Consider the following 24,704-nt stretch of genomic DNA (forward strand, 5'->3'; position numbering starts at 1 on the left):
CGCCGATCCTCCCATCCCCTATGGGAATTGAATCAGCCACGGGCACCCCGATCAAGATCGAGTTTTTCAACGGAATACGCCCATCCTGTCGAAGCCATATAGATCCGGCGCAAACACTGTGATGCCGTACCGGTTGGAGGGAAAGTACGCGTCGAGGACTTGGGTAACTGGAGGCATTTCAGTTCGTTTGTCCTGCAAGAGAGATTTCGGTGGCATCCTGCTCCCGCAACCAACTTCAGCGAACACGCCGCAGCCTTTCAGCTCGCGGCGTTTTTGCTGTCCGCAGCACTCAGCATCAAGATAAGCTTGCCCTGAAGCTCGACCGTGTGGCCGGCACTTGGAACTTGTTTGTCGAGGGTGACCTGCCAACTCGACGACTTCCCGGCATGCCTTGAGCCGCGACACTGCTAGCTGGGCAAGGCCGTTGGTAGCAGGCCGGAGAGTCCGGCGCAGCTGCGTGAGCCAACCATATGCCCTGCGGCAGCGGGCCCTGCCGACTGCACGCGTTGGGGTTGAGGCTCGGCTGACACGATCGGGATAAAACTGCGGGCCGAGGCGGCGAAAGTTTGGCGGCGTCTGGCGTCTGATGTTCAATCCGCTCAGAAAATTCCAACCTTGAAGGTTTCCCATGATCCGATCGCATCTGCTCACCGCGCTGTGCCTGTCGCTGGCGCTCGCGACCCCCGGCTTGGCTCAAGAAACACCCGAAGTCGCCGATGAGCTGGTATTGCAGGCCGAGGGTGGGGAACCCGCGACCTTCGATCTCGAGGCGCTCAAGGCGATGCCGGTGACCGAATTCGAGACCAGCACCGTCTGGACCGATGGTGTGATCCGCTTCACCGGCGTGGCACTCGCCGACCTGCTGGAGGATGCCGATGCCGAAGGCACGGTGATCCGCGCGATGGCCCGCGACGGCTATGCGGTCGAGATTCCCGTGACCGACGCCGTGCCGGGCGGCCCGATCGTCGCCTACCAGATGGATGGCGAGCCCTTGGACGTCGATATGATGGGGCCCTACTGGATCATCTATCCCTATGACAGCGACGAGGCCTACAAGGCCAAGGAGTTCGAGGATCGCAGCATCTGGCAGCTGAAATCCCTGACCCTAACCGACTGAACCCTCCAGGCTCAGTCTGGCGAAAGGCCGAGTTTCTCGACGAAGCGCATCTCGGCCGCGACGTCGGCCAGCGCATTTATCGCCATCATGGCCGCCATGAAGGCGGCCATGCAGACGGCATGGTTAACCCCGGTCTGGATCAGCCGCTTTCGACGTGTATCGGTGCGGGCAAAGATCGGGATTTCGGGGCGCAGCAGGAAGATCGAGGCAAGATAGGCGAAGAGAAGCGCCGACAGGGCCCAGTGCAGCGCCTTGAAACCCCATAGCCCGGTCTCCAGCGCGATCAGTCGCGCCAATCCGACGAGAAGCCCCCAGCGCAGCACGGTGAAGGTCTCGGTGGCGGCGGTCTCCAGTCGGTCGCCGACGAAACGGCGCCACCGGTCATCGGAGAGCCGGTCCAGCCAGTTTCGCAGGCGGCCCATCATCGCCTCCCTCGGAAAGGGGCGCTCTCATTGAACACCGTCAAAGGCCCGCTGCATAGGCTGCCGGCCCGCTTGGCTCGCGGGCATTAACCGAAACTCAACAAATGTAGGGACTGGATCTCCCTTGCGGGCGATCTGATCGTCCACGGGCCAAGCGAGCGGCCGCACGCAGCCAAGGGTTGTTGTCTGTACGGTTTTCTCTCTTTTCACGGTGCGCTTGCCCGCTATCTCCGCCCGCAGGGAGGCACATGTCATGACGGTGAACACGGGGAGTTTTCCTGCGGGGATCGAGATGCTCGACGCGGGCGAAGTGGCGGCGCGGCTCGGCCGGTGGGTTCCGCTCGGCGCAAGCCTAGCGCGGTCCTGGGCCGAAGCCGGGCGGATCGTCGGGGTGACGCAGGGCGCGAGGCGGCTCTACCCGGCCTGCCAGTTCGATGCGGTGGGTCTGCCTCTGCCGGTGATGCGCGAGTTGATCCTGGTGCTGCGCCCGGGCATGTCGGATGCGGATGTCCTGCGCTGGCTCGGCACGGCTTGCCCGGCATTGCAGGAGGCACGACCCGCCGAGCTGCTGCCGCTCCGGCCCGATGCGGTTTTGGAGGCGGCGCGTCTCATGGTGACAGGGCGGGCGCCCGCCGCCGCCTGATCGGCTTCAGGTGATCGGCGGCGCGGTGAAGAGCGTGATCTTCAACCCGCCATGCGGCACAGGCGGTCCCCACGGGGTCACCGAAAGGCCCGTGGCACGGGCGAGCCCGGCCTCGCTGGTGACGATGCCGACGCGCCAGCCTTTGAAATTGCGGCGCAGCGTTTCGCCCAGCGCGCCATGCAGCCCGTACAGCAGCTTCTTGTTGCCGATCCGCCCGCCATAGGGTGGGTTGACGATCACGAGGCCCGGCGGCCCCTCGGGCGGTGTGGCGTCGCTCACCGCCGCGTGGTGGAACGTGGCCAAATCGCCGAGCCCGGCCCGAGCGGCATTGGCATTGGCGCCCGCGACCGCGCCGGCGTCGCGGTCCGAACCAGCAAAGCGCAGCTCCGGCGTAGTGGAGCCGCCCGCGGCGTCGCGAAGGGCCTGCCAGCGCGTCGCATCGAAGCTTGCCAGCCGCTCGAAGGCGAAGCCGCGCGACAGGCCGGAGGCGCGCCCAGTGGCGATCGACGCCGCCTCGAGCACGAATGTGCCCGAGCCGCACATCGGGTCATAGACCGGCTCGCGGCCGTCATAGCCACAGGCGCGCAGGAACAGCGCTGCCAAGGTCTCGCGCATTGGCGCCTTGCCGACGAACTGCTTGGTGCCGCGCCGGTGCAGCGGTGCGCCGGAACTGTCGAGGCTGAAGATCACCTCGTTGTCCTCGATCCGCACCTTGAGCGTCAGCGCCTCGATCCCGGCCTCGGCGTCGCTCTCATCGTCCTGCACCGTGTCGCCGGCGATCCGCGCGCCGAAGGCTTCGAGCGCCGTTTCGATCCGCTGCTTCGCGGCCCCCGCGTGGTAGATCTTGGAGCGGCGGCAGCTCACATCGACGCGCACCCTCTCGCCGGGGCGCAGCAGTCCGGCCCAGGGAAACTTGCGTGCCCGCTTGTCGAGTTGCGCGAGGTGGAAGGCCATGAAGGAGCCGATCCGCACCAGCACCCGGCCCGCGCCGCGCAGTTCGAGATTGGCGCGCCAGACATCCTCCCAGCCGCCACGTGTCACCACGCCGCCGGGCACCGCCTCGGGCATGGCAAAGCCCTTTTCCCGCGCCTCTTCGGCAAGCAGCGGCTCCAGCCCGGGCGGAGCCTGCAGGAAGATTTCGAATGTATCATCGCTCATGCGGCTCCCATAGCCGCATCGCTGGGCTACCGCGATGGATTTCTCGTCCCTGCGGGATGGCGGGCGGAATTCCTTCCATGTCGGCACCGGCCCATCCGCCGCGAGGCGCAGGAAGCTCGAATGTCCCGCGCGATGCGGCGAACGGCACCGAGTGGCCGCGATCGCCGGGTGCCCGCCCGCCGCCTCGGCGACTGTCGTGGCCGGGCCTCCATGGTGACCGTGGAATGGAGGCCTCCGCCGCGAAGGGCAGGCGTGGTCTGCGCCACCGCCTCTTGAGCGCGCTCCACCCGAAGCTAGATGTCGCGGCGCGGCCTTGATCGAAGGCCGCGCCATTTCAGTTCAGGGGGCATCCATGAAGACCGCGAAGAACTATCTCGACGAGGCCAATGCGCAGGTCACGCGCATTCCGGCCAAGGACGCCATCGGCAAGCACGGCGGCGACGCGCTTTTCGTCGATGTGCGCGACTCGGCGGCGATCGCCAAGACCGGCACCATCCAGGGCGCGCTGCGGGCGCCGCGTGGCTTCATCGAGTTCATGGCCGACGAGAACAGCCAGTTCCACGAGCCGAAATTTCGCAAGGATGCCGACATCCATCTTGTCTGTGGTGCCGGCGGGCAGGCGGCGCTGGCGGGCAAGACGCTCAGGGAGATGGGCTTCGAGAAGGTCACCAATATCGGCGGCATCGGCGACTGGAAGGAAGCCGGCGGCCCGATGGAGGACTGAACCTCTTCTCGGTCGAGAGACAGGGGCCGCGCCGAATCCGCGGCCCCTTTTGCGCGTCAGATGTTCATCGTGCCGACGGAGCCGCCATCGACCCGATAGGCCGAACCCACGGTGAAGCTGGCACGATCCGAGCACAACAGCGCGATGACGGGGGCGACCTCCTCCACCTTGCCGCGCCGACCCAGCGTCAGGAACGGGCGCTCTTCCTTGAGGAAGCTCTCGATCGCCTCCTCCTTGGACACGCCCAACTCTTCGGCGCGCTTTTCCATCATGCCGTCGGTCATCGGCGTTTCGATGAAGGCGGGCGAGACGGTGTTGAACAGCACGCCCTTCGGTGCGTAGGGCATCGACACGCATTTGGTGAAGTTCAGAAGCGCCGCCTTGGCTGCGTTGTAGACCGCCTCGTCGGCATAGGGCTGCACCGCGTTCTCCGAGGTCACGAAGACGACCCGGCCCCAGCCCTTCTCGACCATGCCGGGCACCAGAGCGCGGCTGAGACGGACGGCGGACATGAAGTCGATCTCCCAGGCCTCCATCCAGTCATCATCGGTCATCTCGAGCGGATCGCCCTTGGCGCCGGTGACGCCGGCGGCATGGACGAGGATGTCGCAGCCACCCTGTTCCGCGAGCTTGTCCTTGAGCGCCGCGATCTGGGCGGTGTCGGTGAGGTCGGCGGCCATGTAGCCCGCGGTGCCGCCGATCTGCCTGTCCGCCTCGGCGAGCGCGTCCTCGCCGATATCGGTGAGGAAGGGATGCGCGCCTTCCTGTATCAGCAGCTTGGCCACCTCGATGCCCATGCCGCCGGAGCCGCCGGTGATGAGGGCGCGCTTGCCCCTGATGCCGAGATCCATGCCGTGTTCCGTTCATTGCTGGGATCGGGCCCATGGACCCGTTGCGGACCCAAGAGCCGCGAAACCCCGCTGGTTCCCCGACAGGATGTCGCGCTGCATGGAACCGGCGGGCACGCCGGCCTGTTCGCGCTACAGGGGCTAAGAGGACCATCATGACCAAGAACGACACGCCGCCGGCGGCAGGGGCGGCCGCATCTCGCAATCGCTGGGGCGCGCGGCCCGATGGAACGGGCCAGTGGCAATTCGGCCTCTGGGCCCCCGCGGCCAAGAAGGTCGCCCTTTGGCTCGACGGCTCCGAAACGCCCATGACCCAGGATGATGACGGCTTCTGGAGCCTCGCGGCCAAGGCCGAGCCGGGTCTCGAATACGCCTTCGTCATCGACGGCGAACGCCGTCCCGATCCGGCCGCGCGGCAGCAGGCGGGCGACGTGCATGGCCCCTCGCTGCTGGTCGATACCGCAGCCCGGGAGTGGCGCTCGGAATGGAGCGGACGCGCTTGGGACGAGGCGGTGATCTACGAGATGCATGTCGGCACCTTCACCAAGGAAGGTACCTTCGCCGCCGCCGCGAAACGGATGCAGGAGCTGGCCGATCTCGGCATCACCGCGATCGAGCTGATGCCGGTGGGCCAGTGGCAGGGCGCGCGCGGCTGGGGCTATGACGGCGTGCTGCCTTACGCGCCGCACCCGGCCTATGGCCGCCCCAAGGACATGCAGGAATTCGTCGAGGCGGCGCAGGCCGCGGGGATGATGGTGATCCTCGACGTGGTCTACAATCACTTTGGCCCCGACGGCGCCTATCTCCATGCCTATGCGCCCGAGTTCTTCGAAGAAGAGCGCCACACGCCTTGGGGCGCGGCGATCGACTTCACCGAACCGGCCGTGCGCGAATTCTTCATCGAGAACGCGATCTACTGGCTGCGCGACTATAGGCTCGACGGGCTCAGGCTCGACGCTGTGCACCAGATCATCGACCCCTCGCCGCATCATTTCCTCGTCGAACTGGGCGAACGGGTGCAGGCGCTCGATCTCGGGCGGCCGCTGCACCTGATCACCGAGGATGAGCGCAACGAGCCCGAGCTGCGCGACACCGGCTGCTACGTCGCGAGTTGGAACGACGACTACCATCACTCGGTGCACACCGCGCTCACCGGCGAGTCCGAGGGGTATTACGCCCCGTTTGCGCATGATCCGATCGGCGATCTGGTCCTGTCGCTGACCCGGGGCCATGTCGAGGAGGGCCAGCCCCGCCACGGCAAAGAAACCCGCCGCGGCCGTCCGGCATCGCATTTGCCGTGGACCGGTTTCGTCAATTCCAACCAGACCCATGATCAGGTCGGCAACCGGGCCCTGGGCGACCGGCTGATCTCGCTTGCCGATCCGCGCGGGGTCGAGGTGGCGCATGCGATGCTGCTGACCTCGCCCTTCATCCCGATGCTGTTCATGGGCGAAGAGGTGGGCGAGATCGCGCCCTTCCTGTTCTTTTGCGACCACGAGGGCGAGCTGGCGCGGCTTACCCGCGAGGGGCGGCAGAGGGAGTTCAAGGATTTCCTGAGCTTTGGCGAGGAAGTGCCGGACCCGAACGCCCCGGAGACCTTCGAACGCTCGCGCCCGTTCCAAGGCGATCCGGCGCATATGGAGCATTGGCGCGACCTCACGCGGCGCTTGCTGTCGCTGCGCGCCGAGCGCATCGTACCCTTGATGAAATCGGGCCGGGCCGGGCCCGCGCGCGTCACCCGCACCGGGCCGCGCGCGATCTCCGCCTGCTGGCCCTTCGCGGAGGGGCTCGTCGTGGCGCGCATCAATCTCGGTTCTCCACCCGACACCCCGCCCACGGCCGAGCCCGAGGATTTCACCATCGGCGATCCCGCCGCCGATCCCTTTGCCTTTTCCCTGATCGTGAGCCCGCATAAATGAACGCTGCCCCGCTTCCCCGCGCCACCTACCGTCTGCAGCTGCGCGAGGGCGTCGATTTCGATACCGCGCGGCGGCTCGTGCCCTACCTGGCCGGGCTCGGCATCAGCCATCTCTATCTCTCGCCGATCTTCACCGCGGCCTCGGGATCGACCCATGGCTACGACGTGACCAACCCGGCCGAGATCGACCCCTGCCTCGGAGGCCGCGCGGGCTTCGAGGCGCTGGCCGAGGCGGCCCGGGCGGCGGGGCTCGGGGTCATCCTCGACATCGTGCCCAACCACACCGCCTTCCACCTCGAGAACCCGTGGCTGCGCGACGTGCTGCGCCACGGGCAGGACAGCCGCTACGCGCGCCATTTCGACATCGACTGGGCTAAGGGGCGGCTGGTTCTGCCCTTCCTCGGCCAGCCCTTCGACGAGATGCTGGAAGCAGGCGCCTTCCGGCTCGAGGAAGGCGATGAGGGACCGCAGCTCGCCACCGAGCATTTCGCGGTGCCGATGTCGCAGGGCACGCTGCCCTCGGAGGAGATGCGCCGCGATCCAGAGGCGATCCGCGACGCCCATGCCGCCCAGCCGTGGCGGCTGACGCATTGGGAATACGAGCGCGACGGCGTCACGCATCGGCGCTTCTTCAACGTCACCGGGCTCATCGGCATGCGGGTCGAGGACGAGGCGGTGTTCGAGGAGATGCACGCGCTGCTGTTCGAACTGCTTGATAAGGACCTGGTGCAGGGCATCCGGCTCGATCACATCGACGGGCTCGCCGATCCGGCGGCCTATCTGCGCCGCCTGCGCGAGCGCGTCGGCGACACGCCGATCTGGATCGAGAAGATCCTCACCGGCGACGAGACCGTGCCGGCCTCATGGCCGATCCAGGGCACCACCGGCTACGAGGCGGCAAGGGCGATCTCGCGCATCCTCACCGATGCCGAGGGGCTGGCGCGGCTCGACGAGAGCTGGCGCCGCGAAACCGGGCGCGAGGGCAGCTTCCACGACGCGCTCAAGACCGCAAAGCACGAGGTGATCCGGCAGGAGCTGGCAGCCGAGCTGCACCAGTTGATTGACATGGCGCGCAGCGCCGTGGGGCCCGAGGATTCGCTGGAGACCGGCGATGAGGCGCTGCGCGAGGCGATCATCGCGCTGCTCGTGGCCTTTCCGCGCTACCGCACCTATTTCGCCGAAGGCGAAGCGCCCTCCGACGAAGAGCGCGCGCTGATGGACAGCGTCACGGCCGAGGCGGGCGAGGGTCTGCGCACGGACGCCACGGTCAAACGGATCGCGGGCTTCATCACCGATCCCGAAACCCCCGAGGAACGGGCCCTGCAGGTGCGTTTCCAGCAGGTGACCGGCGCGCTTCTGGCCAAGGCGCATGAGGACACGGCGGGTTTCCGTTGGAACCGCTACATTGCCGCCAACGAGGTCGGCGCCGATCCCGACGAGTCGACCATCACGCCTGAAGAGCTTTCCGGTTGGCTGCAGCGCCGCGCGCCCACCGAGATGACGCTGACCTCGACCCACGACACCAAGCGTTCCGAGGATGCGCGGATGCGGCTCGTGGCGATCAGCCATCTGCCCGAGGCGTTTCTGGCGCTTTGGGAGCACAGCGAGGATGTCGATGGCGCACATGACATCGATCCGAACCTGCGCTGGTACATCCTGCAGACGCTGCTGGCGATGTGGGAGGCAGGACGCGGCGACATCGCCGAGAGATTGGGCCAGCATGTCGAGAAGGCGATGCGCGAGGCCAAGGAAGTCACGACCTGGACGCATCAGAACCAGGAGGCCGAGGCTGATGCGCAGCGCTTTGCCAAGGCGCTGGCACAGAGTTGGGAGGGCGAGCTGCCCGCCGGGGCGGGCCAGCTGATGGCACGCGGCGAGGTGCTGTCGCTGGCGCAGACCGGGCTCAAGCTGGTCATGCCGGGCATCCCCGACATCTATCAGGGCACCGAGCTGGGGGCGTTCCAGCTGACCGACCCCGACAACCGCATGGCCGTGGATTTCCGCGCCGTCGCGGATCTCGCGATCCGGGGGGCGCCCGACTGCTTCGAGCGAGAGCTGTCGCTCGACGAGATCCCCGGCGCTGCCGCCACCGACGGGCCGGATCCCGAGCCCGCCCCCGATCTCGACAGCTTCGCGGGCCGCAAGGCGCGGCTGATCTGCCACGGGCTGGCGTTGCGCCGCCGGATGCCGGGCTTCTTCGAGCAGTCCGAGACCCGGTTCGAAACCTCCGGCGATGGCCATCTGGTGCTGACCCGGCAGAGCGGCGAGGGACGGCTGGAATTGCGCATCGACCGCCAAGGCCATGGCCTGCCTGAGGCGGCGCGCGAGGCCGAGCGGATCTGGCCGCGCCACGAGGCCGATCTCGACGCACCGGTCTGCCTCGACTGGGTCGCGGCGGCGGGCTGATCCTCGGACCAAGGAACCGGGCTGCCGTTGCCGCGTTGCTGCGGCAGCCTCCAATCCGTGCGGGGGCCGTTTGCGCGTGCCCCGCATCTCCAAGTTCCACCCCCTCCGGCGCATGCCCTCGCGCCGGTCAGCCGCGCCGCTCGTTTTCGAGCGCCGCCACGGAGTTCAGACATCCCGATGGCCAAGGACATCCAACCGAACCTGCCCAGCTTCGATCTCGCAGCCTCGCGCTCGGACGAGCTGGGCGCGAATTACGACGGCTACGGCACCAATTTCGCGCTCTGGTCCGAGAATGCGACCCGGGTGCAGCTCTGCCTCTTCGACGACGAGGGCAAGGAGCAGATCGCCTGCCTCGACATGCCGCGCATGGAAGGCGGGATCTGGCATGGCTACCTGCCCGATATCGGACCGGGCCAGGTCTATGGCTACCGGGTGCACGGCCCGTGGGCGCCGGAAGAGGGGCACCGCTTCAACCCCAACAAGCTGCTGCTTGACCCCTATGCCTGCGAGCTGATCGGCGAGATCAAGTGGGACCCGGCGCTGTTCGGCTACACCCAACCGGGCGACGACCTTCAGGGCCCGGACCCGCGCGATTCCGCGCCCTTCATGCCCAAGGGCGTGGTCGTCGACACCGATTTCGACTGGGAGGCCGACAGCGCGCTGCGCCGCCGCTGGCAGAACGGGCTGATCTACGAAACCCACGTCAAGGGCGCGACGATGCGCCACCCGGACGTGCCCGAGGAGGATCGCGGCACCTTCGCGGGTCTCGCCTCCGACGCCTTCATCGACCACCTGACCCGGATCGGCGCCAGCGCGGTCGAGCTGCTGCCGATCCACGCCTTCGCCAATGACGGTCATCTCGTCGACAAGGGGCTGTCGAACTACTGGGGCTACAATACCCTGTCCTTCTTCGCGCCGCACAAGCCCTACTTGAAATCGGGCTTCTACCGCGAGGTGAAGCAGGCGGTGAAGAAGTTCCACGCCGCCGGTCTCGAGGTGATCCTCGACGTGGTCTACAACCACACCTGCGAGGGCAACGAGATGGGGCCGACCCTGTCGTTCCGCGGCATCGACAACGCCTCGTACTACCTGCTGTCGCCCGAGAACCCGCGCCACAGCTTCGACACCACCGGCACCGGCAACACGCTCAACGTGGCGCATCCGATGGTGCTGCGCATGGTGCTCGACAGCCTGCGCTACTGGGTGCAGGTGATGCATGTCGACGGCTTCCGCTTCGATCTCGCCTCGACGCTGGGCCGCGAGGCGCAGGGTTTCGAGCGCGAGGGCTCGTTCTTCGCGGCGATCCGGCAGGACCCGGTGCTTTCCAAGGTCAAGCTGATCGCAGAGCCGTGGGACATCGGCGATGGCGGCTACCAGGTCGGTGGCTTTCCCTGGCCGTTCCGCGAATGGAACGACAAGGCCCGCGACGACATTCGCGCCTTCTGGCGCCGCGACAAAGGGTTGATCCCGGCGATGGCGGAGCGGCTCTTGGGCTCCCCGGTGCAGTTCAACCACTCGCACCGGCCCGCCACCTCGTCGATCAACTTCATCGCCGCGCATGACGGCTTCACGCTGTGGGACACAGTGTCCTACAACGAGAAGCACAACGAGGCGAATGGCGAGGACGGCAAGGACGGCCATTCCAACAACCTCTCCGACAACATGGGTGTCGAGGGCGCGACAGACGACGAGACCGTCAACGACAGCCGGGTGCGCCGGGTCAAGGCGATGCTGGCGACGCTGCTGATGAGCCAGGGCGTGCCGATGATCCTTGCCGGCGACGATTTCGGCCAGACCCAGAACGGCAACAACAACGCCTATTGCCAGGACAACGAGACCACCTGGCTCGACTGGGAGAACCGGCGCGACGAGATCACCAGCGCCGTGGCTGAGTTGATGGCATTCCGAAAGGGGGAGGGCGGTCTGGCGCGGCTGCGCTTCGCCCGCGCGCCCGAGGATGCCCCCGATGGCGGCCCGACCGTCACCTGGCGCCACCCCGAGGGGCGCCGGATGGAGCCGGGCGATTGGGAAAACCCCGAGCTGAGCTGCTTCGGCATGCGGCTGGTGCCGCATAGCGAGGGGCGCGAGGTGATGGTGGTGCTGAACTCGGGCGACAATTGCGAGTTCAAGCTGCCCAAGGGCGGCTGGCGCCGCGCCATCGACACCACGCTCGACCCGGTGAGCTGCGACACGCCCGAACAGGGTGTGGTCGGCGTCGGCTGGCAATCGGTGGTGGTCTGGGTGCCGGACCCCGAGGCGGAGATCGAAGCCGAGGACGAGGTCGCCGAGGCTGATGCCGCCGGCGAGAGCGAGGCCGCCAGCGCCGAAAAGGGCTGATCCCCAGACGAAACCCCGAAAAGGAACGCCCCCGCGTCGCGAGAGGCGGGGGCGCTTTCTTGATGAACCTGTGAGGGGGCTTCAGCCCATGGCTTCCTCGGAGGTCGATGGGTGCACGCCCAGCGCCCGGCGCATCGTTGCGCGGTCGGGGCGGTGCAGCAACATCAGCGCGGCCCAGCCGATCGCCTCGTGCGCGCCCTCGGCCACGAGCGAGACCGACGTGACCTCCGCCTCGGAGCCGCCCAGCCCCCAATAGTCCTGCGCGGCATCCGAGCGTAGCGCCGCCGATAACGGAGACAGCGTGTTCTCTTCGAAGATCTCCTCCTTCGAGGGTTGCCCGACCTCGCCCACTGGCGGCAGCACATAGGCGGATGTGGCGACGTGGCGCAGATCGACCGGCGGGCGGTAATCCCCGAAGAGCTGCAGCGCCAGCGTCTCGCCATCGCTCGAGGCGACCGGCGTCAGCGGCAACCGGTCGGCACAGTCGCCCACCGCATGCAGGCCGGGGAGCGAGGTCTCGAACCGCTCGTCGATCCGGATCACCCCCTTTTCGGTAAGCGAAACGCGCGCCCTCAAATCGCCCAGCGCCTCGAGGTTCGGCGCCCGCCCGGTGGCGGCCACGACCTTGTCGACCGACAGCACGGTATCGGCATCAAGCATGAGCTCCAGCCCGTCATCGCCGCGCCGCACCGCCTCGGGCGTGCAGGAGGTGACGATCCGGATCCCCTGCGCCTGCATGTTGGCCTGACCGACCAGAGCGGCATTCTCAGAGAACTCGGTCAGCACGCGCTCGGTATCCGTCACCAGCGTCACGCGCACCCCCATGGCGGCATGGATCGCCGCCATCTCGCAGCCGATATAGCCGCCGCCGATGATCGCCATGGCGCGCGGCAGCTCGGTCCAGTTCAGCACCTCGTCGCTGTCGCAGGCCAACTCGGCGCCGGGCATGTCGGGCTTGACCGGGTGGCCACCGGAGGCCAGCACGATGCGCGGCGCCCGCAGGCGCTGGCCCTGGATCGTGACTTCGCCCGGCGCGGTCAGCTCGGCCGTCTCTTCGATCAGCGTGACACCCGCCTCGTGCAGCTTGTCGCGGTAGCTCTGACGGATGCCTTCGAGCTTGGCGGCACGCGCGGCGCAGAGCCGCGGCATGTCGACCTGCGGGGTCGGACCGAGAAGCCCGGCACGGGTCAGCCCGGTGCCCCGATGCAGGGCGTCGGCCACGGTCCAGAGCATCTTCTTCGGCACGCAGCCGCGATTGACGCAGGTGCCGCCCAACTTGTCGCGCTCGATCAGCGCGATCTTGCGCCCGAGCCCCGCCGCGTGGCGCGCAAAGGACAGCCCGGCGGAGCCGCCTCCGATGACGATCGCGTCGTAGTCCGTATCCATGGGCGCTCCTTCAGCAGGTCAGGTGGGCAACCGAAGGGCAGGGGCGCGGGTTCCGGATCGGACGGGGCGGCGGATCGCCGCGCGGCAGTCCCGAGGACGCATCCCGCCCGGGAACCCCGTCTTCCCGCTGCCGTTGTCGAGAGGAATACCCCACACCCCGAAAACGACACTCCGAACCGGGAGATCGATCATGACCGAACCCAAGGACATGCCCGCGCAGAGCCAGGATCACATGCCGGGCAACGAGCACGAGATGCATCCCGCCCCCGACTACCGCCCGCGCCATCCCGGCGTCGGCAAGCTCAAGGGCAAGGTCGCCCTCGTGACCGGTGGCGACAGCGGTATCGGCCGCGCCGTCTCGGTGCTCTTCGCGCGCGAGGGCGCGAAGCTCGCCATCGCCTATCTCGAAGAGGACCGGGACGCCGAGGAAACCAGGCGGCTGGTCGAGGAAGAAGGCTCCGAGGCGCTGCTGATCCGTGGCGATCTGGGCCAGAAGGAGCATTGCGAAAGCGCCGTCGCCAAGACCATGGAGCGATACGGCCAACTTGACGTGCTGATCGTCAATGCCGCGCAGCAATGGCTCGATGACGGGCTCGAGGACATCTCGGGAGAGCGGCTGCGCCGCACCATCGACAGCAACATCATGCACCCGATGTTCATCACCCAGGCCGCGCTGCCGCATCTGAAGGAGGGCGACGCGGTGGTCTACACCACTTCCGTCAACGCCTTCAAAGGCAATGCCGGTCTCGTCACCTATTCGACCACGCGCGGCGCGACGCTGGCCCTGTCGCGCTCGATGTCCTCGGCGCTGGCCGAGAAGGGCATCCGCGTGAACGCCGTGGCACCGGGGCCGATCTGGACCCCCTTCATCCCGGGCTCGATGCCGCCCGACAAGGTCGAGGGCTTCGGCAAGAACACGCCCCTGGGCCGGCCCGGGCAGCCTTGGGAGGTGGCGACTTCCTACCTGTTCCTCGCCTCGTCCGACGGCAACTACTTCACCGGCCAGACGCTGCACCCCAATGGCGGCAAGATCGTCGGGGCCTGAGGAGCGATGATCGACACGGACAGGGGCGCCGACGGGTGCCCCTGTTCAGATCAGGTCGTAGCGCTTGCGGATCCTGTCCACTGGCGTGCCGTCCGAGAGCGGCACGGCCCGCAGCAGGTCCCAGTCGTCGAAGCCCATCGCCGAATAGTAGCGCAGACCAGCCGGGTTGTCGGCGCGGATCGTGGCATCCATTGCGACGACCCCGGCAGCCTTCGCCGCCGCACGGGTCCTCTCGAACATTGCCCGTCCGATACCGCGACCGGTCAATCCCCGCTGCACGAAGCTGGCGATCACCGTCCAGCCCTCCGGGAGCGGGTCCTCGGGATCGCCCGCCCATATGAGCGACTGGAACCCCACCACATCCCCGTCGCGTTCGGCGACCACGCAGCTGACCAGTTCGTCGGGGGCGAGATAGTGCTGCCGCATCCGCGCCGCGTCGAAAGGCCGGCGATGCGCGGTGCTGCCACCCGCCGCGATCAGCGGGTTGAGGATGGCACACATGGCGTCCGCATCATCGCGCCGCGCCGGGCGGATCGATGGCGCCATCAGAACTCCACCTCGACACCGGGCAGCTCGAGCGCGCGCATCAGGTCGCGCAGTTCCTGGCGCGCCGCGACGTTGGAGATGTTGAGATTGCTCACCCCGACATCGCGCAGGTCCAGAAGCGTCAGACCGCGCGGGAACAGTTCACGGAAGATCACCCGCTCGTTGAAGCCCGGGGCCGAGCGGAAGCCGATCCGCTCCGACAGCCGCGACAGCGCGCTTTCCATCTTCTGCTTGTTGACCATCTGCTGCGCGCCGAGCCGGTTGCGCAGCACCACCCAGTCGATCGGGTCGAGACCGGCCTGTGCACGCAGCTGCCGCGCGCTCCAGACCATTTCGGAATAGACCGAAGGCCCGAGGATCGTCTCCCCGTCATTGTCGATCTTGGCCAGCAGGTCGAAGTCGATGAAGCTGTCATTGAGCGGGGTGAGCAGCGTATCGGCCAGCGAATGCGCCACCTGGCTGAGACGGGTATGGCTGCCGGGGCAGTCGATCAGGATGAAATCGCTGTCGTCCTCGAGCTGCGCCACCGCCGCCGAGAGCCGGTGATCCGAGGCGTTCTCGCCCGGCTGCAAGGCCGAGGCGTCGATCTCGGGCAGTTCGACATGGGCGGGCGAGGGCAGCTCCAGCCCCGCGCGTTCGCAGTAGCGGCGGCGGTTCTCGATATAGCGCCCGAGAGATTTCTGCCGCAGATCGAGGTCGAGCGTGCCGATCTTGTGGCCCATCCGCGCGAGCGCGGTCGCGACATGCATCGCCACGGTGGATTTTCCGGCTCCGCCCTTCTCATTGCCGACGACGATGATATGCGCCACGTGTTCCGTCCCCTCCGGCCGCAAGGGGCCGTTCCCGCACTGCTTTCCGGGGTAGGGGATGGCGCCTTACCGCGCAAGTCCCACGCGGTGCACGACGGCCCTGCCCATTGACTTGTGCGGCTTTCGGGTCCATCTGCCCCTCAAGACCGAAGCGCTTGGCCCGCGTGAGCAGCCGCGCCGCCCCCGCAGGACCTGCGCTGGCGCCCGCACCGCTTCGGATCTCAGGTTCCCATTTCACGCAAGGGGCCGCGTCCTGTCGGCGCGTGGGCATTCGGCCCCGCGTGAGCGCAAGGGCGCAACCCGACCGTCGACCCGCATGCCGCGGGTCTGCGCCCATGCCGCGGTGCGTTTCGTGCCGCTTACAAGGATGCACATGGATTTCGACATGCTGGGGCTGGCGCCCCGTCTCGTTTCCGCCCTCGCCGAGCAGGGCATCACCGATCCGACCCCGATCCAGACCCAGGCGATCCCGCACGCCATGAACGGCCGCGACGTGATGGGCCTGGCCCAGACCGGCACCGGCAAGACCGCGGCCTTCGGCCTGCCGATGATCGACCGGCTGATGAAGTCGGGCGGCAAGCCCGCCCCGAAATCGGCCCGCGCGCTGGTGCTGGCGCCGACGCGCGAGTTGGCCAAGCAGATCGCCGACAACCTCACCGCCTATACCCAAGGCAGCCACCTCAAGACCGTGCTGGTCGTCGGCGGCGCCGGGATCAACGGCCAGATCAAGCGCATGGAAGGTGGCTGCTCGTTGCTCGTCGCCACGCCGGGCCGGCTGATCGACCTGCTCGACCGTCGTGCGGTCGACCTGTCGAAGACCGAGTTCCTGGTGCTCGACGAGGCCGATCAGATGCTCGACATGGGCTTCATCCACGCGCTGCGCCGGATCGCGCCCCTGTTGCCGAAGGAGCGTCAGACGATGCTGTTCTCGGCCACCATGCCCAAGCAGATGGAAGAGCTGGCCTCGGCCTATCTCACCGACGCGGTGCGGGTGCAGGTGAACCCGCCGGGCAAGGCCGCCGACAAGATCGACCAGTCGATCCACTTCGTCGCCAAGGCTGCCAAGACCGAGCTTCTGACCGAGCTGCTCGACCAGCACCGCGACGAGCTGGCGCTGGTCTTCGGACGTACCAAGCACGGCATGGAGAAGCTTTCCAAGCAGCTCGCCGCCGCCGGCTTCGCCGCCGCCGCGATCCATGGCAACAAGAGCCAGGGTCAGCGCGAACGGGCGCTCCGCGACTTTCGCGAGGGCAAGGTCCGGGTGCTGGTCGCCACCGATGTCGCCGCACGCGGCATCGACATCCCGGGTGTGCGCCACGTCTACAACTACGAGCTGCCGAACGTGGCCGAGAACTACGTGCACCGGATCGGTCGCACCGCGCGTGCCGGTGCCGATGGCCGCGCCGTGGCGCTCTGCGCGCCCGACGAGATGGGTGAGCTGAAGGATATCGAAAAGGCGATGAAGGCGGCGATCCCGGTGGCCTCCGGCACCCGCTGGGACCCGGTCGAGCCCGAGAAAAAGGGCCGTCGCGGTGGCGGCGGCGGTGGCGGTCGCCGGTTCGGAGGCGGCGCGCCCAAGCCCGAGGGCGCGGCCAAGCCGGGCGGCCGCCCGGCCCGGCGTCGCAGGCCCGCCCGCAAGGCCGCCTGAAGACGAAAACGCCGCCCCTCGGGGCGGCGTTTTTCATTTCCGAAAGCTGTCGGAAGCGATCAGACGTCGAGATCGACGCGCGCCCGTGGTTGGGTCGCGCCGAGGAGCCGCGCCCGAAGCGTGGCGCACTGCTCGGCGGTGACGATGTCGAAGCCGCCCGAGGCTGCCCGCGCGCGGTGTTTCTCGGCCAGCGCGCCATGCGGCCGGGCGGCGTGCGCCGCGCCGAATGCGGCCGCGATCTCCGACCATGGCGCGATGCGGCTCAGCTCGTCCCACTGCGCCACCAGCGCGGGGCCGCGCCCTTGGGCAAGCGCGTCGGAGACCAGCCGGGCATTGGGCACCAGCATCCAGACCTCGCGGCGGGTTTGGCGGATCGGGCTCGCCTCGTCCCACCGCATGGCACGGGGGCGCGCGGCGGCCTTGTGCATGCCATAGGCGGCCCGGCCCATCGTGGCTTTTTCGTGGCGCCCGCGCGGCTCGATCGGGGGCACCCGGCCCAGGATACGCATCATTTCATGATGATCGATCAGGTGGGCCTTGTCGGCGAAGGAACGGGCGCCGGAATGTTGCATCGAAAAAGCCCCTGAAATGACATATTTGTCATGGTCTAGCAGGGTCGAACGCATTGCGACACAATTAGGTGCCGATTGTTGCCCGCAAAACGCCATATTTCGACATCGCCCTGCCATTGTTGTGCGATGTAGGGGCAAATCGGGCGGATTTTCGGGGCAGGGTGGGCGCCGCGTCGCCGCAATTGCGCCACAAATGCAAAACGCCGCCCCGAAGGGCGGCGTTTCCGATTCGCCGAGGCTGGGGCTATCAGAAGCCGAGGCCGGCGTACTTGTTCTTGAACTTCGAGACGCGGCCGCCGGCATCCATCAGGCGCGAGGAGCCGCCGGTCCAGGCCGGGTGCACGGAGGGGTCGATGTCGAGCGACAGCTGGTCGCCTTCCTTGCCCCAGGTCGACTTCATCTTGACCACGGTGCCGTCGGTCATCTTGACGTCGATGATGTGGTAGTCGGGGTGGATGTCCGCTTTCATGTCGGCGCTCCTCAGGCCTGGGCCGCGGCCGTGTCGGCCTTGGGCTTGTAGTTGCTGACTTCGGCGATACGGGCCGACTTGCCGCGACGCGAACGCAGGTAGTAGAGCTTCGCGCGGCGCACGCGGCCACGACGCACCACCTCAATCGAATCGATGTTGGTCGAGTAGAGCGGGAAGACGCGCTCGACGCCCTCGCCGAACGAGATCTTGCGCACGGTGAACGAGCCGGCGATGCCGGAGCCGTTCTTGCGGCTGATGCAGACGCCTTCGTACATCTGGACGCGGGTCCGGGTGCCCTCGGTCACCTTGTAGCCGACGCGCACGGTGTCACCGGCCTTGAAGTCGGGAATGGTCTTTCCCAGCGAAGCGATCTGCTCCGCTTCGAGCTGTGCGATCAGGTCCATGCCTGTCACTCCTTGATTGCTCGCGGTTATCTCCGCGAAGTTGCTCGCAACCTCAGAGCTCTCGGTCTTCATCCGGGTCCATACCGCGCGCCGCGCAATATGCCCGCCAGAGATCAGGTCGCCGTTCTTTCGTCAGCCTCTCGGCCATCTCCCGGCGCCAGTCGGTGATCTTCGCGTGATGGCCCGAGAGAAGAACCTCGGGGATCGCACGACCCTTCCAGAGCGCGGGCTTGGTGTACTGCGGGTGTTCGAGGAGACCGTGGGAGAAGGATTCCTCCTCCGTGGACGCCTGATTCCCGAGCACGCGGGGTATAAGGCGGACCGTCGCGTCGATCAAGGCCTGCGCCGCGATCTCGCCGCCGGTCAACACGAAATCTCCGAGCGAAACCTCGAGGATGCCGTGCTCCTCGATCACCCGCTCGTCCACCCCCTCGAAGCGGCCGCAAAGCAGGATCACCCCGTCCGCCTGCGCCAGTTCCCGCGCCAGCGCCTGATCGAAGCGGCGACCGCGCGGCGAAAGGTAGATCACCGGGGTCACGCCCTTGGCGCGCGCCTTGGCGTCGTCGATGGCGCGACCGACGATGTCGGGGCGCAGGACCATGCCGGCACCGCCGCCCGCGGGCGTGTCGTCGACATTGCGGTGCTTGCCCTCGCCGTAGGGGCGCAGGTCGATCGGCTGTAGCTGCCACCGCCCGTCCTTCAGCGCCTTGCCGGTCAGGCTCTCGCCCAGCACGCCGGGGAAGGCCTGTGGAAACAGGGTGACGACCTGCGCGGTCCAGGCCCCGGCGAGGTCCGGAGTGTCGGTCATCAGCTCGCGCGGCTGCGCCGAGGGGCGGGCGCTCAGCCGACCTGCGGCGCGGGGGGGGGGAGGGGTGTCGCTCATGGCGACGGCTCTAGCGGATCACGGGCCGCCGGGAAAGATCCCGGCGGCCCGGAGCTTGCTGCGCGATCAGGCCGCGAGGCCGATGATCCCGAACAGCACCAGCAGGAACAGCACCAGCGCGATGATGGCGAGCCACTTGGCCCCGGTAAGCGCGGCGCCGGAAATCCGGCCCATGCCCAGAAGACCGGCGACGGCAGCGATGGCGAGGAGGATCAGAATCCATTCGATCATGTCATAGCCTTTCGGTCTGCGCCCGGAAAAACTCCGGCGCTTCAAGGGCTCAACACGGATGGGTAAGGCGGGTTCCGGGGCGTTCAACCCTCGAACAGGCCCTCCGGCGGATCGGCGACGATGCGCCCCGCCGCGAGATCGACGGTCGGCACGGCAGCGAGCGTGAAGGGCAGTAGAACCGTGGCCTGACCCTGCGGCGGCAGCACCTCCAGCAGGTCTCCGGCCCCGTGGTTGAGCACCGCGCGCACCGTGCCCAAGAGCGCGCCGCCGGTATCGTGCACCGCGAGGCCGATCAGGTCGGCGTGGTAGTATTCGTCGTCGGGCAGGGCTGGCAGCCGGTCGCGCGGCGCGAAGAGATCGGCGCCCTTGAGCGCGTCGGCCTCCTCCTTGCTGGTGATGCCGTCGACCCGGGCGGTATAGGCGCCCGAGCCCTGACCGGTCAGCACGATCTGCCGGAATTCGCGGCCATCGGCGGTGCTGAGCGGCACGTAGTCGACGATCGCCTCGGGATCGGCGCAGAAGCTCTTGAGCCGCACCTCGCCGCGCACCCCGAAGGCGCCCGCCAGCCGCCCCACGCAGATCATGTCGCCCATGTCATGTCCTCCAAGCCTGTTCTCGCGCGTTGGAACAACAGCCCGGCCCCGAAGGCAAGGCTCAGCGCGTCTCGATCGGCAGGTGGCCGCGCCGGACCTCCCAGCCTTCGGCCTCGAGCTCGGGCACCCGGTCGAGCGCGCGGGCGTAACCGACGCAGAGATAGCCCACCAGCGCCCAGCCGGGCGGGACGTCCAGATCCCGCGCCAGCCGCTCGGGGTCGAGGATCGAAACCCAGCCGGTGCCTAGGCCCTCGGCGCGCGCGGTGAGCCAGAACTGGGTGATCGCGGCGACGACCGAGTAGCGCCGCATCTCGGGCATGGTGGCCGCGCCGAGGCCGTGCCCCTTGCCGGTGGTCTCGTCGCAATAGACGGCAAGCTGCACCGGCGCGTCGCGCATGCCCGACAGCTTGAGCCGCGCATAGAGCGTGGCGCGGTCGCGCGGCTGCCCCGCAAGGGCCTCGGCATTGGCCGCCTCGAAATTGGCGAGCGCCGCGGCGCGGGCTCTCTCGCTTTCGACCCGGATCACCCGCCACGGCTCCGACAGCCCCACCGATGGTGCGGTCAGAAACGAATCGAAGCAGCGCGTCAGCGCTGCCTCGTCCACCGGATCGGTGCGGAACCGGCGCACGTCGCGCCGGCGGTCCATCAGCCGGGCCAGCTCGGCCCGGAACTCCGGCGCGAAGGCGCCGGGGCGTTCCGGGCCACCGCCGATCACTCGGCGCTCTCTTCGGCCGGGGCGGCCTCGCGGGCGGCGCGCTTCTCGGCGCGCTCCTTGGCGGCCTTGCCCGGCTCGCCCTTCTTGGGGTTGGAGCGGGTCTTCTTCTCGGCGACGCCGGCGGCTTCGAGCATGCGCGCGACGCGGTCGGTCGGCTGGGCGCCCTTGGCGATCCATTCCTGGATGCGCTCGATGTCCATCTTCACGCGGTCCTCGCTGTCCTTGGGGAGCAGCGGGTTGTAGGTGCCGAGCTTCTCGAGGAAGCGGCCGTCACGCGGCATGCGCGAGTCGGTGGCGACGATCGAGTAGTGGGGGCGCTTCTTGGAACCGCCGCGGGCGAGCCGGATCTTCATGGCCATGGGAGTATCTCCTTGGGTATGGCTGGTGACGGGAACGTCCCGTCAGGATTGATGTTTTTCGTGGTGCTTGATGACTTCCTGGATGATGAAGGCCAGGAATTTCTTGGCGAATTCGGGGTCGAGATCGGCCTCCTTCGCAAGATCGGTGAGCCGGGCGATCTGCGCTTCCTCGCGGATCGGATCGGCCGGGGGCAGGTCGTGCTCGGCCTTGAGCCGGCCGACCGCCTGAGTGTGCTTGAACCGCTCGCCCAGCGTGTAGACGAGGATCGCGTCGAGCCGGTCGATGCTCTCGCGGTGCTCGCGCAGAAGCTGCGCGGCACGGTTGCTGGCCTCGGTCATGGGCGCTCTCCCGTCAGGTCGTGGCGCCAGATCTCGACGGCGGGGCCGTCGGGGTCGGCGCGGAATTCGCGGCCCGTGTTCTCGGCGCCTAGCCGCCGCGCCACCGATTGGCTGGCGGCGTTCTCGGGGTCGATCATCGAGGCCAGCTCGCGCATCCCCAGACGGTCGCGCGCGAAATCGAGAACGGCACGGCCGGCCTCGGTGGCATAGCCCTTGCCTTCGGCCCCCTCGTAGAGGTGGTAGCCCAACTCCGGCATCGGCCAGGGTTCGGGGCCCCAGAGACCGACGAGCCCGACCGGCGCGCCGCTATCGCGCTCGATCGCGGCCCACATGCCGTAGCCGAGGATCTGCCAGTGCCCCAGATGCAGCGCGATCACCCGCCACGCCTTGTGCCGGGGTGCCGGGCCGCCGACGAAGCTCGACCGCTCGGAGGCGAAGAATTCGCGCTCCGCCGGCAGCACCGACAGCGAAGGCGGCACGAGGTGCAGCCGGTCCGTGGCGAGCGACGGGATCATTTCTTCTTGCCGAAGCCGGAGAGGCCCGAGGGCAGGCCCATGCCGCCGCCCATGCCGGGCATCTTGCCCATGCCCGGCGGCAGCTGCTTGCCGAGCATCTTGGCGGCCTTTTCCATCGCGGCGGGGTCGTTCATGTCGGGCATCTCGCCGCCCTTGCCGAACATGCCCTTCATGGCCTGTTTCAGCATGCCGCCCTTGCCCATCTTCTTCATGACATCGGCCATCTGCTTTTGCTGCTTGAGCAGCTTGTTCAGCTCCGACACCTCGAGCCCCGCGCCCTTGGCGATGCGCTTCTTGCGGCTGGCCTGCAGGATGTCGGGGTTGGCCCGCTCCTTCTTGGTCATGGAGTTGATCAGCGCGATCTGGCGCTTGAGCATCCGGTCGTCGAAGCCCGCCGACTGCGCCTGCTTGGCCATCTTGCCCATGCCGGGCAGCATGCCCATCAGGCTCTCCATGCCGCCCATCTTGAGCATCTGCTCGAGCTGCATCTTCAGGTCGTTCATGTTGAAGCGGCCCTTCTGGAACCGTTTCATCATCCGCTCGGCCTGTTCGGCCTCGATCGTCTGCTGCGCCTTTTCCACGAGGGCGACGATGTCGCCCATGCCGAGGATCCGGCCCGCGATGCGCTCGGCCTCGAAGGTCTCGATCGCGTCCATCTTCTCGCCGAGGCCGACGAAGCGAATGGGCTTGCCGGTCACCTTGCGCATCGACAGCGCCGCACCGCCGCGCCCGTCGCCGTCCATCCGGGTCAGGACGACGCCCGAGACGCCGATCTTGTCGTCGAACTCGGTGGCGACGTTGACCGCGTCCTGACCGGTCAGGCCGTCGACCACCAAGAGCGTCTCGCGCGGGGTGACCGCGTCGCGCACCGCCGCCGCCTGGGCGATCAGCTCCTGATCGATATGCAGGCGTCCGGCGGTATCGAGCATGTAGACATCGTAGCCGCCCAGGCTGGCCTGCGTCTTGGCGCGCTTGGCAATGGCGACCGGGTCCTCGCCCTTGACGATCGGCAGCGTGTCGACGCCGATCTGGCGGCCGAGGATCTCCAGCTGCTCCATCGCGGCGGGGCGGTTGACGTCGAGCGAGGCCATCAGCACCCGCTTGCCCTCGCGCTCGGTAAGGCGCTTGGCGAGCTTGGCGGTGGTGGTGGTCTTGCCCGAGCCCTGCAGGCCGACCATCAGGATCGGCGCGGGCGGGCTGTCGATCTTGAGCTTGCCCGGGTCGCTGTCACCGGTGAGCACCGAGACCAGCTCGTCATGCACGATCTTCACGACCTGCTGGCCCGGCGTGATCGACTTGGTCACCGCCTGGCCGGTGGCCTTTTCCTGCACGGCGGCGACGAAATCGCGCGCCACGCTGAGCGACACGTCGGCCTCCAGCAGCGCCACGCGCACTTCGCGCAGCGCGGTACGCACGTCCTCGTCGGAGAGGGCGCCCTGCTTGGTGAGCCTGTCGAAGACGCCTGAGAGGCGGTCTGAGAGCGATTCGAACATGGCGGTCCTTTCCGACCGTTGCGTCAGTCCCGGTTGCCCCATGCGGTTGCGCGCCCGTGGGCGCAACGCGCTGACGGACGGCGATCCCCGCAATGGCCGGGGACCGGAAAGCCTGAGCTTCCGGGTTTGGGGCTCGCAATTACGGCGGATCGCGCTTCCGGTCAAGAGGCGGGAGTCGCTTGGAGGCGGCGGAAATGCATCCTAGAAGAGGGTCCCACCCCCGAGGAGAGCCGCATGGACAACTGGGACGAAATCCGCACCGCCTTTCACGTGGCCCGCATGGGCACGGTCTCGGGTGCCGCCGACGTGCTGGGCGTGCATCATGCGACGGTGATCCGCCATGTCGACGCGCTCGAGACGCGGCTCGGCGTGAAGCTGTTCCAGCGCCACCCGCGCGGCTACACCGCGACCGAGGCAGGGCGCGACCTCTTGCAGGTGGCGCAGGCCACGGACGACCAGTTCGCGCAGCTGGTCAGTCGTCTCAAGGGGCAGGGCGACGGCGTCGAGGGCGAGTTGGCAGTGACCACGCTCGATACCCTGGCCGATCTGGTGACGCCGCTGCTGATCGACTTCCAGGCCGAGTACCCGTCCGTGATCGTGCGGCTGCTCACCGGCACCCGGCTGTTCCGGCTCGAATATGGCGAGGCGCATGTCGCGATCCGCGCCGGCGCCGCGCCGGACCAGCCCGACAACGTGGTGCAGCCGCTGCTGCGGATGCAGGTCGTGCTGGTGGCCTCGCGCAGCTACATCGCGCGCCATGGCCTGCCGCGCGGGGTTGAGGATCTGGCCGAGCACCGTTTCGTGTGCTCCGACGACCTCGAAAGCCGCGCCCCCTTCTATCGCTGGCTGCGCGAGACAGTGCCGCTCGACCGGATCGCCTTTCGCGCCTTCGGCGAGCGCAACCAGCGCGACGCGGTGCTGGCCGGGGCGGGCCTGGGCTTCGTGCCGCTGCACGAGGCGCAGACGCGCGACGATCTGGAAATTATTCATGGGCCGCTGCCGGAATGGGAGGTGCCGATCTGGGTCGTCACCCATGTGGACCTGCACCGGACGCCCAAGGTGCAGGCCTTTCTCAAGGCTTTGAAGGACCGCGCGAAAAGCTGGAGCTAGGTCGAGGAACGATT

At 67.9% G+C, this 24,704-nt stretch carries 26 protein-coding genes; 9 read left to right on the forward strand and 17 right to left on the reverse strand.

Annotated elements, in window-relative coordinates:
- The first annotated feature begins 628 nt into the window (after positions 1-628).
- Entirely contained in the window at positions 629-1,117 is a 489-nt protein-coding gene (locus O4G76_RS17410; protein WP_269398516.1) for a molybdopterin-dependent oxidoreductase, read from the forward strand.
- A gap of 11 nt (positions 1,118-1,128) precedes the next feature.
- On the opposite strand, the gene O4G76_RS17415 is transcribed toward O4G76_RS17410, so the two are convergent.
- Positions 1,129-1,539 carry a hypothetical protein gene (locus O4G76_RS17415; protein ID WP_269398517.1) on the reverse strand — a complete coding sequence of 137 codons (411 nt, stop codon included), beginning with the start codon at positions 1,537-1,539 and terminating at the stop codon, positions 1,129-1,131.
- A gap of 253 nt (positions 1,540-1,792) precedes the next feature.
- Between O4G76_RS17415 and O4G76_RS17420 the strand changes: the two genes are divergently transcribed.
- A complete protein-coding gene (locus O4G76_RS17420; protein ID WP_269398518.1) occupies positions 1,793-2,182 on the forward strand; it encodes a hypothetical protein in 390 nt (129 codons plus the stop codon).
- A gap of 6 nt (positions 2,183-2,188) precedes the next feature.
- Here O4G76_RS17420 and O4G76_RS17425 read toward each other — a convergent pair whose 3' ends face one another.
- A complete protein-coding gene (locus O4G76_RS17425) occupies positions 2,189-3,340 on the reverse strand; it encodes a class I SAM-dependent RNA methyltransferase (RefSeq protein WP_269398519.1) in 1,152 nt (383 codons plus the stop codon).
- Between the two features lie 352 nt (positions 3,341-3,692).
- Between O4G76_RS17425 and O4G76_RS17430 the strand changes: the two genes are divergently transcribed.
- Positions 3,693-4,064 (forward strand): rhodanese-like domain-containing protein, encoded by a 372-nt coding sequence (locus O4G76_RS17430; protein WP_269398520.1) that lies wholly within the window; start codon positions 3,693-3,695, stop codon positions 4,062-4,064.
- A gap of 56 nt (positions 4,065-4,120) precedes the next feature.
- Here the strand turns inward: O4G76_RS17430 and O4G76_RS17435 are convergent, their stop codons facing one another.
- Complete coding sequence (locus tag O4G76_RS17435) at positions 4,121-4,915, reverse strand: SDR family NAD(P)-dependent oxidoreductase (RefSeq protein ID WP_269398521.1); 795 nt, start codon at positions 4,913-4,915, stop codon at positions 4,121-4,123.
- Between the two features lie 152 nt (positions 4,916-5,067).
- Here O4G76_RS17435 and treZ point away from each other — a divergent pair, with 152 nt between their 5' ends.
- The 3 genes from treZ (at position 5,068) to glgX (ending at position 11,573) form a co-directional block, all read left to right on the forward strand.
- Positions 5,068-6,831 carry a malto-oligosyltrehalose trehalohydrolase gene (treZ, locus tag O4G76_RS17440; protein WP_269398522.1) on the forward strand — a complete coding sequence of 588 codons (1,764 nt, stop codon included), beginning with the start codon at positions 5,068-5,070 and terminating at the stop codon, positions 6,829-6,831.
- The gene (treY, locus tag O4G76_RS17445; protein ID WP_269398523.1) at positions 6,828-9,236 is read left to right on the forward strand and encodes a malto-oligosyltrehalose synthase; all 2,409 of its coding nucleotides are present in this window, start codon (positions 6,828-6,830) and stop codon (positions 9,234-9,236) included. Before treZ ends, treY begins: the two co-directional genes overlap by 4 nt.
- A gap of 177 nt (positions 9,237-9,413) precedes the next feature.
- Complete coding sequence (gene glgX / locus O4G76_RS17450; protein ID WP_269398524.1) at positions 9,414-11,573, forward strand: glycogen debranching protein GlgX; 2,160 nt, start codon at positions 9,414-9,416, stop codon at positions 11,571-11,573.
- 81 nt (positions 11,574-11,654) lie between these two features.
- Here glgX and O4G76_RS17455 read toward each other — a convergent pair whose 3' ends face one another.
- The gene (locus O4G76_RS17455; RefSeq protein WP_269398525.1) at positions 11,655-12,959 is read right to left on the reverse strand and encodes an NAD(P)/FAD-dependent oxidoreductase; all 1,305 of its coding nucleotides are present in this window, start codon (positions 12,957-12,959) and stop codon (positions 11,655-11,657) included.
- Between the two features lie 190 nt (positions 12,960-13,149).
- Between O4G76_RS17455 and O4G76_RS17460 the strand changes: the two genes are divergently transcribed.
- Positions 13,150-14,004, forward strand: a complete 855-nt coding sequence (locus O4G76_RS17460; RefSeq protein ID WP_269398526.1) for an SDR family oxidoreductase — start codon at positions 13,150-13,152, stop codon at positions 14,002-14,004.
- A gap of 45 nt (positions 14,005-14,049) precedes the next feature.
- Here the strand turns inward: O4G76_RS17460 and O4G76_RS17465 are convergent, their stop codons facing one another.
- Both O4G76_RS17465 and O4G76_RS17470 read right to left on the reverse strand, forming a co-directional pair.
- The gene (locus O4G76_RS17465) at positions 14,050-14,550 is read right to left on the reverse strand and encodes a GNAT family N-acetyltransferase (RefSeq protein WP_269398527.1); all 501 of its coding nucleotides are present in this window, start codon (positions 14,548-14,550) and stop codon (positions 14,050-14,052) included.
- Entirely contained in the window at positions 14,550-15,359 is an 810-nt protein-coding gene (locus O4G76_RS17470; protein ID WP_269398528.1) for a division plane positioning ATPase MipZ, read from the reverse strand. Before O4G76_RS17470 ends, O4G76_RS17465 begins: the two co-directional genes overlap by 1 nt.
- Positions 15,360-15,732: 373 nt before the next feature.
- Here O4G76_RS17470 and O4G76_RS17475 point away from each other — a divergent pair, with 373 nt between their 5' ends.
- Positions 15,733-17,007 carry a DEAD/DEAH box helicase gene (locus O4G76_RS17475; protein WP_269398554.1) on the forward strand — a complete coding sequence of 425 codons (1,275 nt, stop codon included), beginning with the start codon at positions 15,733-15,735 and terminating at the stop codon, positions 17,005-17,007.
- A gap of 59 nt (positions 17,008-17,066) precedes the next feature.
- On the opposite strand, the gene O4G76_RS17480 is transcribed toward O4G76_RS17475, so the two are convergent.
- The 11 genes from O4G76_RS17480 to ffh all read right to left on the reverse strand — a co-directional run bounded on the left by O4G76_RS17480 (position 17,067) and on the right by ffh (position 23,580).
- Positions 17,067-17,579 carry a hypothetical protein gene (locus O4G76_RS17480; RefSeq protein ID WP_269398529.1) on the reverse strand — a complete coding sequence of 171 codons (513 nt, stop codon included), beginning with the start codon at positions 17,577-17,579 and terminating at the stop codon, positions 17,067-17,069.
- Between the two features lie 247 nt (positions 17,580-17,826).
- Positions 17,827-18,048 carry a 50S ribosomal protein L31 gene (gene rpmE / locus O4G76_RS17485; RefSeq protein WP_269398530.1) on the reverse strand — a complete coding sequence of 74 codons (222 nt, stop codon included), beginning with the start codon at positions 18,046-18,048 and terminating at the stop codon, positions 17,827-17,829.
- Positions 18,049-18,059: 11 nt separating this feature from the next.
- A complete protein-coding gene (gene rplS, locus O4G76_RS17490; protein ID WP_183473305.1) occupies positions 18,060-18,452 on the reverse strand; it encodes a 50S ribosomal protein L19 in 393 nt (130 codons plus the stop codon).
- A 52-nt stretch (positions 18,453-18,504) separates the two neighbouring features.
- A complete protein-coding gene (gene trmD / locus O4G76_RS17495) occupies positions 18,505-19,335 on the reverse strand; it encodes a tRNA (guanosine(37)-N1)-methyltransferase TrmD (protein WP_269398531.1) in 831 nt (276 codons plus the stop codon).
- Between the two features lie 66 nt (positions 19,336-19,401).
- The gene (locus tag O4G76_RS17500; protein WP_017929173.1) at positions 19,402-19,566 is read right to left on the reverse strand and encodes a DUF1328 family protein; all 165 of its coding nucleotides are present in this window, start codon (positions 19,564-19,566) and stop codon (positions 19,402-19,404) included.
- Positions 19,567-19,649: 83 nt separating this feature from the next.
- Entirely contained in the window at positions 19,650-20,159 is a 510-nt protein-coding gene (gene rimM / locus O4G76_RS17505; protein ID WP_269398532.1) for a ribosome maturation factor RimM, read from the reverse strand.
- Positions 20,160-20,220: 61 nt separating this feature from the next.
- Positions 20,221-20,871 (reverse strand): 5,6-dimethylbenzimidazole synthase, encoded by a 651-nt coding sequence (bluB, locus tag O4G76_RS17510; protein ID WP_269398555.1) that lies wholly within the window; start codon positions 20,869-20,871, stop codon positions 20,221-20,223.
- Complete coding sequence (gene rpsP / locus O4G76_RS17515; protein ID WP_269398533.1) at positions 20,871-21,233, reverse strand: 30S ribosomal protein S16; 363 nt, start codon at positions 21,231-21,233, stop codon at positions 20,871-20,873. The genes bluB and rpsP overlap by 1 nt, the downstream gene beginning before the upstream one ends.
- Before the next feature lie 42 nt (positions 21,234-21,275).
- Positions 21,276-21,572: a chorismate mutase gene (locus O4G76_RS17520; protein ID WP_085896745.1), complete on the reverse strand. Its 297-nt coding sequence runs from the start codon at positions 21,570-21,572 to the stop codon at positions 21,276-21,278.
- Positions 21,569-22,087, reverse strand: a complete 519-nt coding sequence (locus O4G76_RS17525; RefSeq protein ID WP_269398534.1) for a GNAT family N-acetyltransferase — start codon at positions 22,085-22,087, stop codon at positions 21,569-21,571. The genes O4G76_RS17520 and O4G76_RS17525 overlap by 4 nt, the downstream gene beginning before the upstream one ends.
- The gene (gene ffh / locus O4G76_RS17530; protein WP_269398535.1) at positions 22,084-23,580 is read right to left on the reverse strand and encodes a signal recognition particle protein; all 1,497 of its coding nucleotides are present in this window, start codon (positions 23,578-23,580) and stop codon (positions 22,084-22,086) included. The genes O4G76_RS17525 and ffh overlap by 4 nt, the downstream gene beginning before the upstream one ends.
- A gap of 234 nt (positions 23,581-23,814) precedes the next feature.
- Between ffh and O4G76_RS17535 the strand changes: the two genes are divergently transcribed.
- The gene (locus O4G76_RS17535; RefSeq protein ID WP_269398536.1) at positions 23,815-24,690 is read left to right on the forward strand and encodes a LysR family transcriptional regulator; all 876 of its coding nucleotides are present in this window, start codon (positions 23,815-23,817) and stop codon (positions 24,688-24,690) included.
- The last annotated feature ends 14 nt before the right edge of the window (positions 24,691-24,704 follow it).

It is taken from the genome of Limimaricola sp. G21655-S1, from assembly GCF_027213785.1.
Classification (GTDB): Bacteria; Pseudomonadota; Alphaproteobacteria; order Rhodobacterales; family Rhodobacteraceae; genus Limimaricola.